This window comes from Dyella agri, assembly GCF_044904705.1.
Classification (GTDB): domain Bacteria; phylum Pseudomonadota; class Gammaproteobacteria; order Xanthomonadales; family Rhodanobacteraceae; genus Rhodanobacter_A; species Rhodanobacter_A agri.
On the sequence record NZ_JADIKL010000004.1, the window covers coordinates 370,681 to 385,954 of the forward strand.

Annotated in this window: 17 protein-coding genes; 9 read left to right on the forward strand and 8 right to left on the reverse strand. The window is 67.3% G+C overall.

Annotation, left to right across the window (positions count from 1 at the left end; translation table 11 throughout):
- Positions 1 to 4 precede the first annotated feature (4 nt).
- Positions 5 to 259, forward strand: coding sequence for a hypothetical protein (locus ISP14_RS09495; protein WP_404538677.1), 255 nt, complete (start codon positions 5 to 7; stop codon positions 257 to 259).
- A gap of 258 nt (positions 260 to 517) precedes the next feature.
- Here ISP14_RS09495 and ISP14_RS09500 read toward each other — a convergent pair whose 3' ends face one another.
- The 7 genes from ISP14_RS09500 to asnS all read right to left on the reverse strand — a co-directional run bounded on the left by ISP14_RS09500 (position 518) and on the right by asnS (position 6,751).
- Positions 518 to 949: a RidA family protein gene (locus ISP14_RS09500; protein ID WP_404538680.1), complete on the reverse strand. Its 432-nt coding sequence runs from the start codon at positions 947 to 949 to the stop codon at positions 518 to 520.
- Positions 946 to 1,608 (reverse strand): carbonate dehydratase, encoded by a 663-nt coding sequence (gene can, locus ISP14_RS09505; RefSeq protein ID WP_404538683.1) that lies wholly within the window; start codon positions 1,606 to 1,608, stop codon positions 946 to 948. The genes ISP14_RS09500 and can overlap by 4 nt, the downstream gene beginning before the upstream one ends.
- A 22-nt stretch (positions 1,609 to 1,630) precedes the next feature.
- Positions 1,631 to 3,097 carry an aldehyde dehydrogenase gene (locus ISP14_RS09510; RefSeq protein ID WP_404538685.1) on the reverse strand — a complete coding sequence of 489 codons (1,467 nt, stop codon included), beginning with the start codon at positions 3,095 to 3,097 and terminating at the stop codon, positions 1,631 to 1,633.
- Between the two features lie 253 nt (positions 3,098 to 3,350).
- The gene (locus ISP14_RS09515) at positions 3,351 to 4,139 is read right to left on the reverse strand and encodes an SDR family oxidoreductase (protein ID WP_404538688.1); all 789 of its coding nucleotides are present in this window, start codon (positions 4,137 to 4,139) and stop codon (positions 3,351 to 3,353) included.
- Between the two features lie 29 nt (positions 4,140 to 4,168).
- Entirely contained in the window at positions 4,169 to 4,483 is a 315-nt protein-coding gene (locus tag ISP14_RS09520) for a hypothetical protein (protein ID WP_404538691.1), read from the reverse strand.
- 2 nt (positions 4,484 to 4,485) lie between these two features.
- Positions 4,486 to 5,328 (reverse strand): hypothetical protein, encoded by an 843-nt coding sequence (locus ISP14_RS09525; protein WP_404538694.1) that lies wholly within the window; start codon positions 5,326 to 5,328, stop codon positions 4,486 to 4,488.
- A gap of 7 nt (positions 5,329 to 5,335) precedes the next feature.
- Complete coding sequence (asnS, locus tag ISP14_RS09530; protein WP_404538697.1) at positions 5,336 to 6,751, reverse strand: asparagine--tRNA ligase; 1,416 nt, start codon at positions 6,749 to 6,751, stop codon at positions 5,336 to 5,338.
- A 166-nt stretch (positions 6,752 to 6,917) separates the two neighbouring features.
- Between asnS and ISP14_RS09535 the strand changes: the two genes are divergently transcribed.
- The 7 genes from ISP14_RS09535 (at position 6,918) to radA (ending at position 12,968) form a co-directional block, all read left to right on the forward strand.
- Positions 6,918 to 7,244, forward strand: coding sequence for a HesB/IscA family protein (locus ISP14_RS09535; protein ID WP_404538700.1), 327 nt, complete (start codon positions 6,918 to 6,920; stop codon positions 7,242 to 7,244).
- A 284-nt stretch (positions 7,245 to 7,528) separates the two neighbouring features.
- Positions 7,529 to 7,945: a 30S ribosomal protein S6 gene (gene rpsF / locus ISP14_RS09540; protein ID WP_404538703.1), complete on the forward strand. Its 417-nt coding sequence runs from the start codon at positions 7,529 to 7,531 to the stop codon at positions 7,943 to 7,945.
- A gap of 14 nt (positions 7,946 to 7,959) precedes the next feature.
- The gene (gene rpsR, locus ISP14_RS09545; protein WP_008213232.1) at positions 7,960 to 8,190 is read left to right on the forward strand and encodes a 30S ribosomal protein S18; all 231 of its coding nucleotides are present in this window, start codon (positions 7,960 to 7,962) and stop codon (positions 8,188 to 8,190) included.
- A 106-nt stretch (positions 8,191 to 8,296) separates the two neighbouring features.
- Positions 8,297 to 8,746, forward strand: a complete 450-nt coding sequence (gene rplI, locus ISP14_RS09550; protein WP_404538706.1) for a 50S ribosomal protein L9 — start codon at positions 8,297 to 8,299, stop codon at positions 8,744 to 8,746.
- Positions 8,747 to 8,951: 205 nt separating this feature from the next.
- Positions 8,952 to 10,346: a replicative DNA helicase gene (locus tag ISP14_RS09555; protein WP_404538709.1), complete on the forward strand. Its 1,395-nt coding sequence runs from the start codon at positions 8,952 to 8,954 to the stop codon at positions 10,344 to 10,346.
- Positions 10,347 to 10,359: 13 nt separating this feature from the next.
- Entirely contained in the window at positions 10,360 to 11,448 is a 1,089-nt protein-coding gene (gene alr, locus ISP14_RS09560) for an alanine racemase (protein WP_404538711.1), read from the forward strand.
- Between the two features lie 143 nt (positions 11,449 to 11,591).
- Positions 11,592 to 12,968, forward strand: coding sequence for a DNA repair protein RadA (radA, locus tag ISP14_RS09565; RefSeq protein ID WP_404538714.1), 1,377 nt, complete (start codon positions 11,592 to 11,594; stop codon positions 12,966 to 12,968).
- Between the two features lie 183 nt (positions 12,969 to 13,151).
- Here the strand turns inward: radA and rpsT are convergent, their stop codons facing one another.
- Positions 13,152 to 13,415, reverse strand: a complete 264-nt coding sequence (rpsT, locus tag ISP14_RS09570) for a 30S ribosomal protein S20 (protein WP_192105491.1) — start codon at positions 13,413 to 13,415, stop codon at positions 13,152 to 13,154.
- Between the two features lie 196 nt (positions 13,416 to 13,611).
- Here rpsT and murJ point away from each other — a divergent pair, with 196 nt between their 5' ends.
- A complete protein-coding gene (murJ, locus tag ISP14_RS09575; protein ID WP_404538718.1) occupies positions 13,612 to 15,219 on the forward strand; it encodes a murein biosynthesis integral membrane protein MurJ in 1,608 nt (535 codons plus the stop codon).
- Positions 15,220 to 15,274 lie beyond the last annotated feature (55 nt).

Consider the following 15,274-nt stretch of genomic DNA (forward strand, 5'->3'; position numbering starts at 1 on the left):
CGTCATGATGCGTAAACTTGCGATCGCTTCTCTGCTCGTCGCCGGCGTTGCCCTGTCCAGCTCCGTGCTGGCCCAGGAAGCTGCTCCGCAGGCCGCCCCGGCCGCCCCGGCTGCTCAGGCCGCTCCTGCTGCCATGCAGGCTGCCCCGGCTGCTGAGCACAAGGCTGCCAGCCACCACAAGTCGAGCAAGCACCACAAGAGCCACAAGAAGGCTGCGAAGAAGTCCGATATGCCCGCGACGGCCGCCAGCGGCGGTTGATCGTCGGATCGACGAAGTCACGAAAAACCCGCCGGTTCGCCGGCGGGTTTTTTTTGTGCGGTCTGAAATGATCGCCAGCACTTTTGAAAAGTGTGGCTGGGGGCACGCTCGTTCGGCCCTCGCAATCAGCGCGATCGTGGAGATTTGTTGAAAGTGCGACCAGGGAAGGCCGCCCGTTCGACCATCACGATCAGGGACGATCGCAGAGATCTTTTTTGAAAGGGCGGCCTGGGATGGTCGCCCGTTTGACCTTCGCGATCAGGGACGATCGCAGTGGCCGAGTGCTGCTACGCACTTCAGCTCGATCGCGATCGGCGTGGGCAGGGCGGTAATGCCCAGCGTGGTGCGACAGGCGTCCACACCGGCGAAGTGCTCCGCGTAGAGGCGGTTGTAGGCGGCGAAGTCGCGCGCCATGTCGGTGAGGAACACGGTGACGTCGACCAGGTCCTCCCAGCGCGCGCCGCTGGCTTCCAGCACCGCGCGCACGTTGGCGAACACCTGCCGGCACTGCGCCTCGATGTCGTAGGCCACCAGCTTGCCGTCGGCATCGTGGACATTGCCGGGGATCGCGTTCGTCCCCGGCTGGCGCGGGCCGACGCCGGAGAGAAACAGCAGGTTGCCCACGCGCCGCGCATGCGGATAGGCGCCCACCGGCGCCGGCGCCGCGTCGGTGCGCACGACGTCGCTCACGCTGCGCTCCAGCGCTCGGCGAGCGAGGCCAGTACGCCTTCGTAGGCGGCAGGCAACTGATCATGGCTGCGCACGTCTAGGCCCAGGTCGTGGATATGACCGTCCTTCAGGCCATAGATCCAGGCATGCACGGCCAGCTCCTGGCCGCGTTCCCAGGCATCCCGGACGATGGTGCTGTGGCACACGTTGACCGCTTGCTCGATCGCATTGAGTTCGCACAGGCGCGAGTGGCGCACCGCGAATGCCATGGCCGGGTCGAGCTTGTCGTCGTGCTTGAGCGCGACGTCGCCGATATGGCGCAGCCAGTTGTCGATCAAGCCCATCCGCGACTGCTGCAGCACTGCGCCGATGCCGCCGCAACCGTAATGGCCGACCACCAGGATGTGCTTCACCTTCAGCACGTCCACTGCGAACTGGATGCAGCTGAGCGCGTTGAGGTCGGTGTGCACCACGACGTTGGCCACGTTGCGGTGCACGAAGATCTCGCCCGGCGGAAGGTCGACGATCTGGGTGGACGGCACGCGCGAGTCGGCGCAGCCGATCCACAGGTATTTCGGCGCCTGCTGGTGCACCAGCTTCTCGAAGTAGTCCGGCTCTTGCGCAGTGACTGTGGCGGCCCAGCGCCTATTGTTGGCCAGCAGGTCTTTCAACGAGTTCATCGGCGTTTCCATATCGGAGTATTCAGTAGCGGATGCAGACATTCTTCGGCTCGGTGAAGAAGCGCAAGGCCTCGGTGCCGCCTTCGCGGCCCAGGCCCGAGTGCTTCATGCCGCCGAACGGCGTGCGCAGGTCGCGCAGCATCCAGCAGTTGATCCACACGATGCCGAATTCCAGCTGCGCGGCAAACCGGTGCGCGCGTGCGAGGTCGCGCGTCCACAGCGAGGCAGCGAGGCCGTAGCCGGTGCCGTTGGCGATCGCCAGCGCTTCGGCCTCGTCGTCGAACGGGATCAGCGTCACCACCGGGCCGAAGATTTCCTGCTGGTTGGTGGCGGCCTCGTTCGGCAGCCCCTCGATCACCGTGGGCGCCACGAACCAGCCGTTCGTGCAGCGACCGGGCACGGCGACCGCTTCGCCGCCGCACAGTACCTGGCCGCCCTCGGCGCGCGCCTGGGCGAGGCAGGCCAGCACCTTGTCGTAATGGGGTTTCGACACCAGCGCACCGAGGTCGCTGGCGGCATCATCCGGATCGCCCACGCGCAGAGCGCGCACGCGCTCCAGGTAGCGCGCGCGGAAGCTTTCGTAGATGGAGCGTTGCACCAGCAGGCGCGAGCCGCACAGGCAGATCTCGCCCTGGTTGGCGAAGCCCGAGCGCACCATGGTGTCGAGGTTGGCGTCGGAAAGATCCGCATCGTCGAACACGATGGCCGGGTTCTTGCCGCCCATCTCCAGCGACACTTTTTTGAACTGCGCGGCAGCGGCCGCGGCGATGTGCGCGCCGGTGGCGGTGCTGCCGGTAAAGGAGACCGCCTTGACACGCGGATGTTCGACCAGCGCCTGGCCCACCGTGGGGCCGCGGCCGTGCACGATGTTCAGCACGCCCGGCGGCAGGCCGGCCTCGATGGCCAGCTCGCCGAGCAGGGCGGCGGTGCAGGGCGTGATCTCGGAGGGCTTGGCCACTACCGCGTTGCCGGCCGCCAGCGCGGGGGCGATCTTCCAGGTGAACAGATACAGCGGCAGGTTCCACGGGCTGATGCAGCCCACTACGCCCAGCGGCTGGCGCAACGTGTAGTTGATCGCGCCCTGGTCCGGCTGGCCGGGTGCCATGGCGTGCGACTCGCTGCCCCACGCCGTGACGGCGGCGGCGAAGTAGCGCAGGTTGCTCACTGCGCGCGGGATGTCCACGCGGCGCGCCAGCGCTACCGGCTTGCCGCTGTCGCGCGATTCCAGCGCGGCGAACTCGTCCAGTCGCGCTTCGATGCGATCCGCCAATGCGTGCAGCAGCTGGGCGCGCTGTTCGACCGGCATGGCGGCCCAGCCCGGCGCAGCGCGCTGGGCGGCCTCGACTGCCTCGGCGACGTCAGCGGCATCCGCATCGGGGCAATGCGCGAAGATTTCGCCGGAGGCGGGTTCGAACACATCGAGCCAATGATCGGTCTGGGGCGGCACGAGGCGGCCGTCGATCAGGTTGGCGAGTCGCGTGATAGGCATCCGCGCAAGCTTACGCCGCGCGGCACGCGATTGCACCGGACGCCTGCGTACGCGTGGTGGACAGGCGCTTAGAGCCTGTTCCATGTCTCCGCGTAGCTCGCGTTGCTCTCGCATGGCGGCCATGCGAGAGCAACCCTTCCTCGCTCCTCAAGGCCGAGTCCATCCATGGACTCTCCCCGCGTGTCCTCGCTCTTCCTTGGCCTGCGCGCAAACAGCTCCCGGCGCGGGCCACGCGGAGACCTGGAACAGGCTCTTACAGCGAACGCATGCGTCCGCCGTCCACCGGCAGGCTGACGCCGGTGATGTAACTGGCGGCAGGGGATGCGAGGAAAGCCACCGCGGCGGCGATTTCCGCCGGTTCGGCGAAGCGGCGCATCGGCACCTCGGCCTCCATCGCTTGCTGCACTTCGAGCAGCGCCTTGCCGCTCTTTTGCGCGCGTGCGGCGACGATCTGCTCGATGCGCGGCGTGCGGGTGGAGCCGGGCAGCACGTTGTTGACGGTGATGCCGTACGGCGCCAGTTCGCCGGCCAGGGTCTTGGCCCAGCTGGCCACCGCGCCGCGGGTGGTGTTGGAAACGCCGATGCCGGGAATCGGCTCGCGCACCGAGGTAGAGATCACGTTGACGATGCGGCCCCAGCCGGCCGCGCGCATGCCCGGCACCACGGCTTGTGCCAGCGTGTGGCAGGCCAGCAGGTGCTGGCGCCAGGCGGCGAGGAAGTCCTCGGGATTCGCGTCGAGCACGCTGCCGGGCGGCGGTCCGCCGCTATTGTTGACGAGAATGTGCACCGGCGCGGCGGCGGCGAGCGACGCGGCTTGCGCACGCAGGGCGGCGGTATCGCCCACGTCGGCGACGATGAAATCGTGGCGTTGCGCCGCATGCGTGCGCGGCAGCTCGCGCACCAGGGTTTCCAGCGCCTCGGCGCGGCGCGCCAACGCGGTGACGCTGGCGCCCAGCGCGGCCAGCTCGATCGCGCTGGCGCGGCCGATGCCTTGCGAGGCGCCGCAGACCAGGGCGTGACGGCCGTCGAGTTGCAGTTGCATGGGCGTGGCTCCGTGGTCGAGTGTGCCGGTCAGCCCCAGCGCAGGCGCATCGCCAGCGCGGCCAACCAGCACAGCCAGCCCAGCCACTGGCTGTAGCGCCAGATGCCGCGCCAGCGGTCGATGTCGCGATCCTGCAGCGCCGGCAGCGCGGGCGAGCGCAGCACGTATTGCATGCGCATCCACACATGCAGCGGGCCGGTTTTGCCCTTGGCGGATTCGATCACCACCTGCCAGTGTTGCGGATAGCGCAGGCGCATCAGCGCGGCCACCCGGAACGGCGCCACGTAGGAGAGCACGAACAAGGCGACGCCGGCGAACAGCAAGCCCAGATAGATGGCCAGCACGCTCAGCTCCCCTTGGCCTTGACGGCGCTGCCGGTGTCGGTGCTGCCGGTGTTGCTGGTCCACGGCAGCGGCAGGGCGCTGCGCAAGGTGTTCAGCACGCCGTCGCCTTTTTGCGGCTTCTTGCAGATCGCGTTGTCCACCGCCTTGGCATAGGTGGAGTCGATCATGCCGACCCAGATCGTGCCGTCCGGCCCATGCGGCACGCTGAAAGTGCCGCTGGAGTTCATGTCCAGCGTGGCCTTGGTGCTGCTGGAGAAGGTGGCGGGCGACTGTTCCCAGTAGGTCTTGCCGGTCTGCTGCGCGGCCGAGCTGTAGACCAGCAGGTAGCGCGCCTGCTTGCTGGTGACGGTAAAGCTGCCGAACGCGCCCGAGGCCGCGTCGCTCCAGCCCATGTGTTCGCACAGCGAGATGTCGTCGGAGCCGATCGGCTGGAAGCCGCTGTCCAGCATCACCACGGTGGGGGCGAACAGGTAGCTGGACTTCAGCCAGCGGCCGTTCAATTCCGACTTGAACGCCACCCGGTAGGGCAGCTTGGCGCCTTCGGGCAGGCGGAAGGCGAGGAAGTAGCTGTGCGTACCGTTGATGTTGGCCACGCTGCTGCCGCTGCCCAGGGTGTACGGCTGCGGCTGCCACGGCAGCAGGTTCTGGTAGGAGAAGTCGGCGAAGCTGGTGCAGCACGGCGTGGCGTCGAGCAGATGCTGCTGCGCCTGCTTGAGCGAATCGTCGGTGTTTTCCGGTGCGCGCAGGTTCGGCGGCACCAGGACCTTCACGCTGTGGCAGCCGGCCAGCAAGGTGCCGGCGGCCAGGGCGAGGAACAGAATGGGGAACCGGCGCTTCGTTCGCATGGGGTACTCAGAATTCGGCTGTCCCCGCCGCACGCGGATAGGGGATGGCATCGCGGATGTTGGAGAGGCCGCAGACGTAGACCAGCAAGCGCTCGAAACCGAGGCCGAAGCCGGCGTGGGGTACCGTGCCATAACGGCGCAGGTCACGGTACCAGCCATAAGTGACGGGATCGAGGCCGAACTTGGCCATGCGGCGGTCGAGGTAATCCAGGCGCTCCTCGCGCTGGCTGCCGCCGATGATCTCGCCGATGCCCGGCGCCAGCACGTCCATCGCCGCCACGGTCTTCTCATCGTCGTTGAGGCGCATGTAGAAGGCCTTGATCGCCTCGGGGTAGTTCATTACGACAACCGGGCGGCCGATATGTTTCTCGGCCAGGTAACGTTCGTGCTCGGTCTGCAGGTCGATGCCCCAGGCCACCGGGTATTCGAACTTCTGCCCGGAGTTCTTGAGGATCTCCACCGCCTCGGTGTAGTCGATGCGTTCGAACGGCTGGCTGATGAAGCCCTCCAGCCGGCTGATCGCGTCAGGCTGCACGCGTTCGGCGAAGAAGGCCATGTCGTCCGCGCGCTCTTCCAGCACCGCCTTGAAGATCGCCTTGAGGAAGCCCTCGGCGCAGTCGGCGTCGGCGGTGAGGTCGGCGAAGGCGATCTCCGGCTCCACCATCCAGAACTCGGCGAGGTGGCGCGGGGTGTTGGAGTTCTCGGCGCGGAAGGTCGGGCCGAAGGTGTAGACCTTGCTCATCGCCAGGCAGTAGGCCTCGACGTTGAGCTGGCCGGACACGGTGAGGAAGGCTTCGCGGCCGAAGAAGTCCTTGCGGAAATCGATCTTGCCCTTGTCGTCGCGTGGCAGGTTGGCCAGGTCCAGCGTGGACAGGCGGAACATGTCGCCCGCGCCCTCGGCGTCCGAGGTGGTGATGATCGGGGTGTTGATCCAGAAGAAGCCCTGCTCGGTGAGATAGCGGTGGATCGCCGTCATCATGGTGTGGCGCACGCGGGTCACCGCGCCGAACAGGTTGGTGCGCGGGCGCAGGTGGGCCACCTCGCGCAGGAACTCCATCGAATGCTGCTTCGGCTGGATCGGGTAGGTTTCCGGATCGTCCACGAAGCCGGTGACCTCGATGCGGTCGGCCTGGATCTCGAACGCCTGGCCCTTGCCCTGCGAGGGCACCAGGGTGCCGCTGACGATCACGCCGGCGCCGGCGGTGAGGTGCTTCACCTCACTGTCGTAATTGGCCAGCGTGGCCGGCGCCACCGCCTGGATCGGGTCGAAGCAGGAGCCGTCGCTGACGGCCACGAAGGACAGGCCGGCCTTGGAGTCGCGGCGGGTGCGCACCCAGCCGCGCACGGTCACGGAGCTGCCGGCGTCGAGCTTGCCGGAAAGTGCTTGCTTCACACTGCATGCCGTGGGGCGGACCGCCGTCATGGATTGAAACTCCTGTGGATGCACCGCATCTATCGGGTACATGGATCGTTGGAACGCGCGTCCTGCGGAGCGCGTGGACAAACCGGCATGATAATGTAGGCCTTGCCCGCGTCGCGACCTTTACGGCGTGCGCGATCTCCGTTTTCGCACAAAATCTCCGTCTGTCATGACCATCACGATCACACCCGCCGCCAGCGAACGCATGCGCCAGTTCCTCGCGCAGACACCCGGCGCCGCCGGCGTGCGCTTCGGCGTGAAGCGCACCGGCTGCTCCGGCTTCGGCTACGTGGTGGACCTGGCCGTCGCCACGGGCGAGGGCGACCGCGTGCTGGAGGTCGACGGCGTGCCGCTGGTGGTGGACGACAAGAGCCTGCCGCTGGTGGATGGCACGGTGATCGACTTCCGTCGCCAGGGGCTCAACGCCAGCTTCGTGTTCCACAACCCCAACGCCACCGGCGAGTGCGGCTGCGGCGAGAGCTTCACGGTAGGCTGAGCGGGGTAGGCGCCTGGGCGCGCGTCCGTGGGCGCGAAGGTCAACGGGCTGCCATTCATGGCTGCACGTTTGGATGCCTTGCGATCGTCCTTGACCGCGAAAGTCCGACGGGCGGCCGTCCATGGCTGCACTCTTCAAATTCAGTCGCTTGCGTGGCGTCCCCGGTTCCCCGTACAATTCCGCTTCTGTCCGCCCTGAAAGGGGCGTGGCGGACACTTGCCTCACCGCATCCAGCGGGAGGCTGCGAGGCCATTCCGGCCGCATCCACAAGGAGTCGAATCACGATGTCCCAGCGACATTATGAAGTCGTGTTTCTGGTCCACCCTGACCAGAGCGAACAGGTCCCGGCGATGATCGAGCGCTACAAGTCGCTGATCGAGGCCGATGGCGGCAAGATCCACCGCCTGGAAGACTGGGGCCGCCGCCAGCTGGCCTATCCGATCGTCAACCTGGCCAAGGCGCATTACGTGCTCCTGAACATCGAAGTCGGCCAGAACGCGCTGAACGAGCTGGAGTCGGGCTTCCGCTTCAACGACGCCGTGCTGCGCCACCTGGTCATCAAGCGTGACGCCGCCGACATCGAGCCGTCCTTCATCCTGAAGAGCAAGGAAAAGGATGACGCCCGTTCGTCGCGCCGCCGCGATGACGACAGCGATGGCGACGGCGACAGCCGTGGCAACGACCGCGACAGCGACGACTGAGAGGAGCCCAGACCATGTCCAAGTTTTTCCGCCGCCGCAAATTCTGCCGTTTCACCGCGGAGAAGGTGAAGGAGATCGACTACAAGGATCTCAACACCTTGCGCCAGTACATCACCGAGAACGGCAAGATCGTGCCGAGCCGCATCACCGGCACCAAGGCGCGCTACCAGCGCCAGCTGGCGACCGCGATCAAGCGCGCGCGCTTCCTCTCGCTGCTGCCGTACACCGACAACCACGACGTCTGATGCTCCGGCGCCCCGCTCCTTCCGGGGCAGGGCGCCGAACGCAGGACCTTCGGACAACCGTCCACGGCTGCGCCGGCCATCCCGGCGCTAACGAAAAGGAATACCCATGGAACTCATTCTTCTGCAGAAAGTGCGCAACCTCGGCGATCTCGGCGACAAGGTCAGCGTGAAGCCGGGCTACGGCCGCAACTTCCTGATCCCGCAGGGCAAGGCCGTGCGCGTGAACGCCGCCAACCTGGCCGCGTTCGAGCAGCGCCGCGCCGAGTACGAAACCCGCGCCAAGAACGCGCTGACCGAGGCCGAGGCCCGCAAGGCCAAGCTGGCCGACGTGTCGGTGACGATCGAGGCGCACGCCAGCCCCGAGGGCAAGCTGTACGGCTCGGTGGGTCCGCGCGACATCGCCGAGGCGCTGCAGGCTGTCGGCCACGACATCCACAAGGGCGAGGTCATCCTGGGCGAAGGTCCGCTGCGCAACACCGGCGAGTTCGAGGTGGCCATCCACCTGCACGCCGACGTGCAGACCAGCGTCAAGGTGATCGTGGTCGGCGAGAAGTAATTCCGCCACCGCCACAGGCACGACGGACGGGCGCCCTCGGGCGCCCGTCTGCTTTGGAGGATCCAGGGCCGCGTTATCCCCAGCGATCCCCAGCTTATCCACAGACTTGTTGTCTCGACGCCTGAGACGGCGCCGCGCATCATGCTGGTCTTGCCACCGGCGGGCGCAGGTGGCGTCCGCCGCTTCGTTTTCCAGAGGTATCCCGATGTCCTTCGTGCCCGATCGCAAGCCTTCGTCGCCGGCCGTCGAGGCGCTGCGCGTGCCGCCGCATTCGATCGATGCCGAGCAGGCGGTGCTGGGCGGCCTGATGCTGGCGCCCGATGCACTGGACAAGGTAGCCGACCGCCTCGGCGAGGAGGACTTCTACCGCCGCGACCACCGCCTGATCTGGCGTGCGATCACCGAGCTGGCGAACAAGGGCATGCCTTGCGACGCGGTGACCCTGGGCGACTGGTTCGAAGGGAACGGCCTGGCCGAGATGGTGGGCGGCGCCAGTTACCTGATCGAGCTGGCCAACAGCACGCCCAGCGCGGCGAACATCGCGGCCTACGCGGAGATCGTGCGTGAGAAGTCGGTGCTGCGCCTGCTGATCGACGCCGGCACCGCGATCACCGAGGACGGCTACCGCCCGGAAGGCAAGAGCGTGCAGGAGGTGCTGGAGAGCGCCGAACAGTCGGTGTTCAAGATCGCCGAGTCCGGTGCGCGCGGCAAGAAGGATTCCGTCTCGATGCGCGAGGCGGTGAAGGATGCCTTCCGCCTGCTCACCGAGCGCTACGAAAACAAGGGCCAGCTCACCGGCATCACCACCGGCTTCACCGACCTCGACAACCTCACCTCGGGCCTGCAGCCCTCCGACCTCATCATCGTGGCCGCGCGTCCCTCGATGGGCAAGACCGCGTTTTCGCTCAACATCGCCGAGACGGCCGCGCTGCGCGCGAAGAAGGCCGTGGTGGTGTTCTCGATGGAAATGTCCGCCTCGCAGCTGGCGTTCCGACTGATCTCCTCGGTGGGCCGCATCCACCAGCAGCACCTGCGCAACGGCGACCTGGCCGAGGAGGATTGGCCGCGCGTCTCCAACGCCATCGCGATCCTGTCCGAGGCGAAGATCTTCATCGACGACACGCCCGGCCTGTCGCCAGTGGAAATGCGTTCGCGTTCGCGCCGGCTGCACCGCGAGCACGGCGGTCTGGGGTTGATCGTGATCGACTACCTGCAGCTGATGCAGGTGCCCGGAAACAAGGAGAACCGCGCCACCGAGATTTCAGAAATCTCGCGTTCACTGAAGGGACTCGCCAAGGAACTCAACGTGCCCGTGATCGCCCTCTCGCAGTTGAACCGCTCGCTGGAGCAGCGTGCCGACAAGCGCCCGATGATGTCGGACCTGCGCGAATCCGGCGCTATCGAGCAGGACGCGGACGTGATCATGTTCATCTACCGCGACGAGTACTACAACAAGGAATCGCCGGACAAAGGCCTGGCCGAGATCATCATCGGCAAGCAACGAAACGGCCCCACTGACACCGTCAAGCTGACCTTCCTCGGCCACTACACCAAGTTCGAGAACTACGCCGCCGATTCCTTCGTGGGCGGCTTCGAGTGATCGCGCGCCACGCATGAGCCGGACCACCGTCGCCACCATCCATCTGGGCGCGCTGCGCCACAATCTCGCCCGCATCAAGGCCATGGCCGCGCCGGCGAAGGTGATGGCGGTGGTCAAGGCCGATGCCTACGGCCACGGCCTGGAGCGCGTGGCGCGCGCACTGGACGCCGAGGCCGAATGCTTCGCGGTGGCCGCGCTGGGCGACGGCCTGCGCCTGCGCGCGGCCGGCCACCGCCAGCGCATCGTGGTGCTGTCCGGCCCCGACCAGCCCGGCGACATCGCCGAAATGCAACGGCTGGGACTGGACGCGGCAATCCATCACGAGGCGCAGCTGACCTGGCTGGCCGAGGCCAGCGCGCGGCGCGGACGCTTGCGTGCGTGGCTGAAGGTGGACAGCGGCATGCACCGGCTCGGCTTCGCACCCGAACGTGTGCCGGAAGTGCATGCGCGGCTAGTGGCGATGCCTGGCGTCGACCCCGGGATCGGCCTGCTCACGCACTTCGCCGAATCGGAAGTGTTCGACGGCGAGGTCACGCGTGCGCAGATCGCGCGCTTCAACGAAGTGATCCGGGGATTGGATGGCCCGCGCTCGCTCTCCAACTCGGCCGCGGTGCTGGGCTGGCCTGAGGCGCGCGCCGATTGGGTGCGCACCGGCGGCCTGCTGTACGGCCTGTCGGTGGTGGACGGCAAGAGCGGCGCGGATTTCGGTTTTCGTCCGGCGATGACGCTGTCCACGCGGCTGATCGCGATCAACCGCATCGGCAAGGGTGAGCGCATCGGCTACAACGGCACGTGGATCTGTCCGGAGGACATGCCGGTGGGCGTGGCTGCCATCGGCTACGGCGATGGCTACCCGCGCAGCGCGGCCAGCGGTACGCCGGTGCTGGTGGGTGACGCGCGCGTCCCGCTGATCGGCCGCGTCTCGATGGACCTCGTCACGCTCGACCTGCGCACGGCGCCGCAGGCAAAGGTGGGCGACCGCGTCACCTTGTGGGGCGAGGGTCTGCCGGCAGAAGCCGTCGCGCCTCACGCCTGCACCATCAGCTACGACCTCACCTGCGGCATGACGCGGCGCGTGCTGTTCGTCGAGGACGAAGGCTGACGACACGGCGCGACGGTTGCGTCTCGCTCCCTGCGATGGCTGGCGGCTAAGCTTGCCCGCATCGCCTTTGCGCTCGTCCATGAGCGCGAAGATCAAAAAGCAGCCATCCTTGGCCGCACTATTCACAAGGAGCGGAACTCTCGATGGCCAAGGCCAAGACCGCCTACGTCTGCACCGACTGCGGTGCCGAACACCCGAAGTGGCAGGGCTCGTGCGTGGAGTGCGGGGCGTGGAACACGCTTTCCGAGATCGTGCTGCAGCCGGCGGTGAAGTCGGTTGGCGCGGCGCGCGGCGGTTATGCGGGCAAGGCGGCGGGCGCCAGCAAGGTCATGCCGCTGACGGAGGTCGCGCTGACCGCCGAGGCGCGCACGCTCACCGGCATCGGCGAGCTGGACCGCGTGCTGGGCGGCGGCCTGGTCGAGGGCTCGGTGGTGCTGGTCGGCGGCGACCCGGGTATCGGTAAGTCCACCTTGCTGCTGCAGATGCTGGGCACGCTGGGTGCGCAGCTGCCCAGCGTCTATGTCACCGGCGAGGAATCGCTGGCGCAGGTGGCCGCACGCGCGCAGCGCCTTGGCCTGCCGCTGGCGCCCCTGCAGGCGTTGGCTGAGACCTGCATCGAGCGCATCCTCGAACAGGCGGCGGCGGAGAAGCCGCGCGTGCTGGTGATCGATTCGATCCAGACGATCTGGACCGAGCTGCTCACCGCGGCGCCGGGTTCGGTGTCGCAGGTGCGCGAATCGGCGGCGCGGCTCACGCGCTTCGCCAAGGAAACCGGCACCAGCGTGTTTCTGGTCGGCCACGTCACCAAGGAAGGCGGCATCGCCGGTCCCCGCGTGCTGGAGCACATGGTGGACGCGGTACTGTATTTCGAGGGCGAATCTGGCAGCCGCTTCCGCGTGCTGCGCGCCTTCAAGAACCGCTTCGGTGCGGTCAACGAGCTGGGTGTGTTCGCGATGGGCGACAAGGGCCTGCGCGAAGTACCCAATCCTTCCGCGATCTTCCTTTCCGCGCACGCGGGGCCAACCCCGGGCAGCGCGGTGATGGTGACCCGCGAGGGCACCCGGCCGCTGCTGGTCGAGGTGCAGGCGCTGGTGGACCAGTCCAGCCTGGGCAATCCGCGCCGCGTGGCGCTGGGCCTGGAGCAGAACCGCCTGGCGATGCTGCTGGCCGTGCTGCACCGGCACGGCGGCGTGGCCGCCTACGACCAGGACGTGTTCATCAACGTGGTGGGCGGCATCCGCGTGCAGGAAACGGCGGCGGACCTGCCCGCGTTGCTGGCGGTGCTGTCCTCGCTGCGCGACCGGTCGCTGCCGGAGAAGACCATCGCCTTCGGCGAGGTGGGCTTGTCTGGCGAGATCCGCCCGGTGCCGAACGGCGAGGAGCGCCTGAAGGAGGCCGCGCACCACGGCTTCCGCCGCGCCATCGTGCCGAAGTCGAACGCGCCGAAGTCCGGCCGCGTGGGCGAACTGGAGGTGGTGGGGGTGGAGCGGCTGGCGCAGGCGATCGACGCCTGCCGATGAACGTTTTGCTCCCCTCTCCCGCCTGCGGGAGAGGGGCAGGGGGAGAGGGGCGGGCCTGCGTCGAGGCTGAGGCGATCTGGTTTGCCCTCTCCCCCGACCCCTCCCCCGCAAAGCGGGGGAGGGGAGACGAGCGCAAAAAAGCCGGCCAAGGCCGGCTTTTTCGTCACACGCGATGCGAGCGGCTTACGCCAGTTCGTGGATCTTCGCGTTCAGGCGGCTCTTGTGACGAGCGGCCTTGTTCTTATGGATCAGGCCACGCGAGGCGTAGCGGTCCATCACCGGCTGGGCGGCGGCGAAGGCTTCGACAGCGGCTGCCTTGTCCTTGGCCTCGATGGCCTTGACGACCTTCTTCAGCGCGGTGCGCACCATGGAACGGGCGCTGATATTGCGCAGGCGGCGCTGCTCGGACTGGCGCGCACGCTTCTTCGCGGACTTGATGTTGGCCAAGGTAAAACTCCCGAATCGCGGGTTGCAGGTTGGAGAAAGAGGCGAATTATGCGGTCGATTCGCCCATGCGTCAAGCATTTAGATGACAGCAGGCGAGGCATTGCCCGCGTTCGGTCATGATCCGGCGGTGATCTTGCCCGCGCCGGCTGGCAGACTGTGCGCCCATTCGCCCGCTCGATCCAGGATTCCCTACCGGATGAAGTCTCCCAGCATGTTCCGCGGGCTGCTCTCGTTCAGCAGCATGACGATGGTATCGCGCGTGCTCGGCTTGATCCGGGACATGTCGCTGAACGTGGTGTTCGGTGCCAACGCCGTCACCGACGCGTTCTGGGTCGCATTCCGTATCCCCAACTTCATGCGCCGGCTGTTCGCCGAGGGCTCGTTCTCCACCGCCTTCGTGCCGGTGTTCACCGAGGTGAAGGAGAAGGGCACGCACGAAGACCTGCGGCAGCTGATGGCGCGCGTCTCCGGCACGCTGGGGGCGGTGGTGCTGCTGGTGACCGCGCTGGGGCTGATTTTCGCGCCGCAGGTGGCGACGATGTTCGAGCCGGGCGCGCTGGATCAGCCGCACAAGTTCGACCTCACCATCGACTTGTTGCGATTGACGTTTCCGTTCCTGTTCTTCGTCTCGCTGACTGCGCTGGCGGCGGGCGTGCTCAACAGCTTCCATCGTTTTGCGTTGCCGGCGCTGGCGCCGGTGATCCTCAACATCTGCATGATCGTGGGCGCGCTGTGGCTGTCGAAGCGGCTGGCGGTGCCGATCATGGCGATGGGCTGGGCGGTGCTGGCGGCCGGCGTGCTGCAGTTGCTGTTCCTGTTGCCGTCGCTGCGCAAGCTGGACCTGCTGGTGTGGCCGCGCTGGGGCTGGAGCCATCCCGAGGTCAAACGCATCCTTAAGCTGATGGTGCCCACCTTGTTCGGCTCTTCGGTGGCGCAGATCAACCTGCTGTTGGACACGGTGATCGCCTCGTTGCTGGTCACCGGTTCGCAGAGCTGGCTGTCGCTGTCCACCCGTTTCCTCGAGTTGCCGCTGGGCGTGTTCGGCGTGGCGCTGGGCGCGGTGGTGTTGCCTTCGCTGTCGCGCCATCACGTGAACACGGACCGCGAGGGGTTCTCGCGGGCGCTGGATTGGGGCCTGCGGCTCACCTTGCTGATCTCGGTGCCGGCGATGTGCGCGCTGCTGCTGCTGTCCGAACCGATCGTGGCGACGCTGTTCCAGCATGGCCGCTTCAATGCGTTCGACACGCGCATGTCCACGCTATCGATCCTGGCCTTGAGCTGCGGCCTGCCGGCTTTCGCGCTGGTGAAGGTGCTGCTGCCCGCGTTCTATTCGCGCCAGGACACCCGGACCCCGGTACGCGCCGGCGTGGCGGCGCTGGTGGTGAACATGCTGGGCAACTTCCTGTTCATCGCGCTGCTGTTCGAGCTGTGGGCGCCGGCCGCCGTGCGCCAGGACAGTTGGCTGGCAGGCATCGCGCAGGTGCCGGGCCTGCATCTGGCGCTGGGCATTGCCAGCTCGCTGTCCAGCTACCTCAACTTCGTGCTGCTGTGGTACTGGCTGAAGCGCGCCGGCGTGTACCGGCGCCAGCCGGGCTGGCTGCGCCACTGGACGCGGCTGACGCTGGCGTGTGCCGCGATGGTGCTGGTGCTGGCGGCGGGCCGCTGGCTCTGGCCGGACTGGGACCACGTAGCCACCTTCACCCGGGTCTGGCGCCTTGCCGTGCTGGTGGCCGCGGGCGGCGCGGCGTACGTGGCGACATTGTTCGCAACGGGTTTGCGGATGCGGGATCTGCGGGCGGTGTGATGGCACTTTTTGCAAAAGCCTGGATGCCATCCGCGGCGTGACTGGGGGCGGCCCG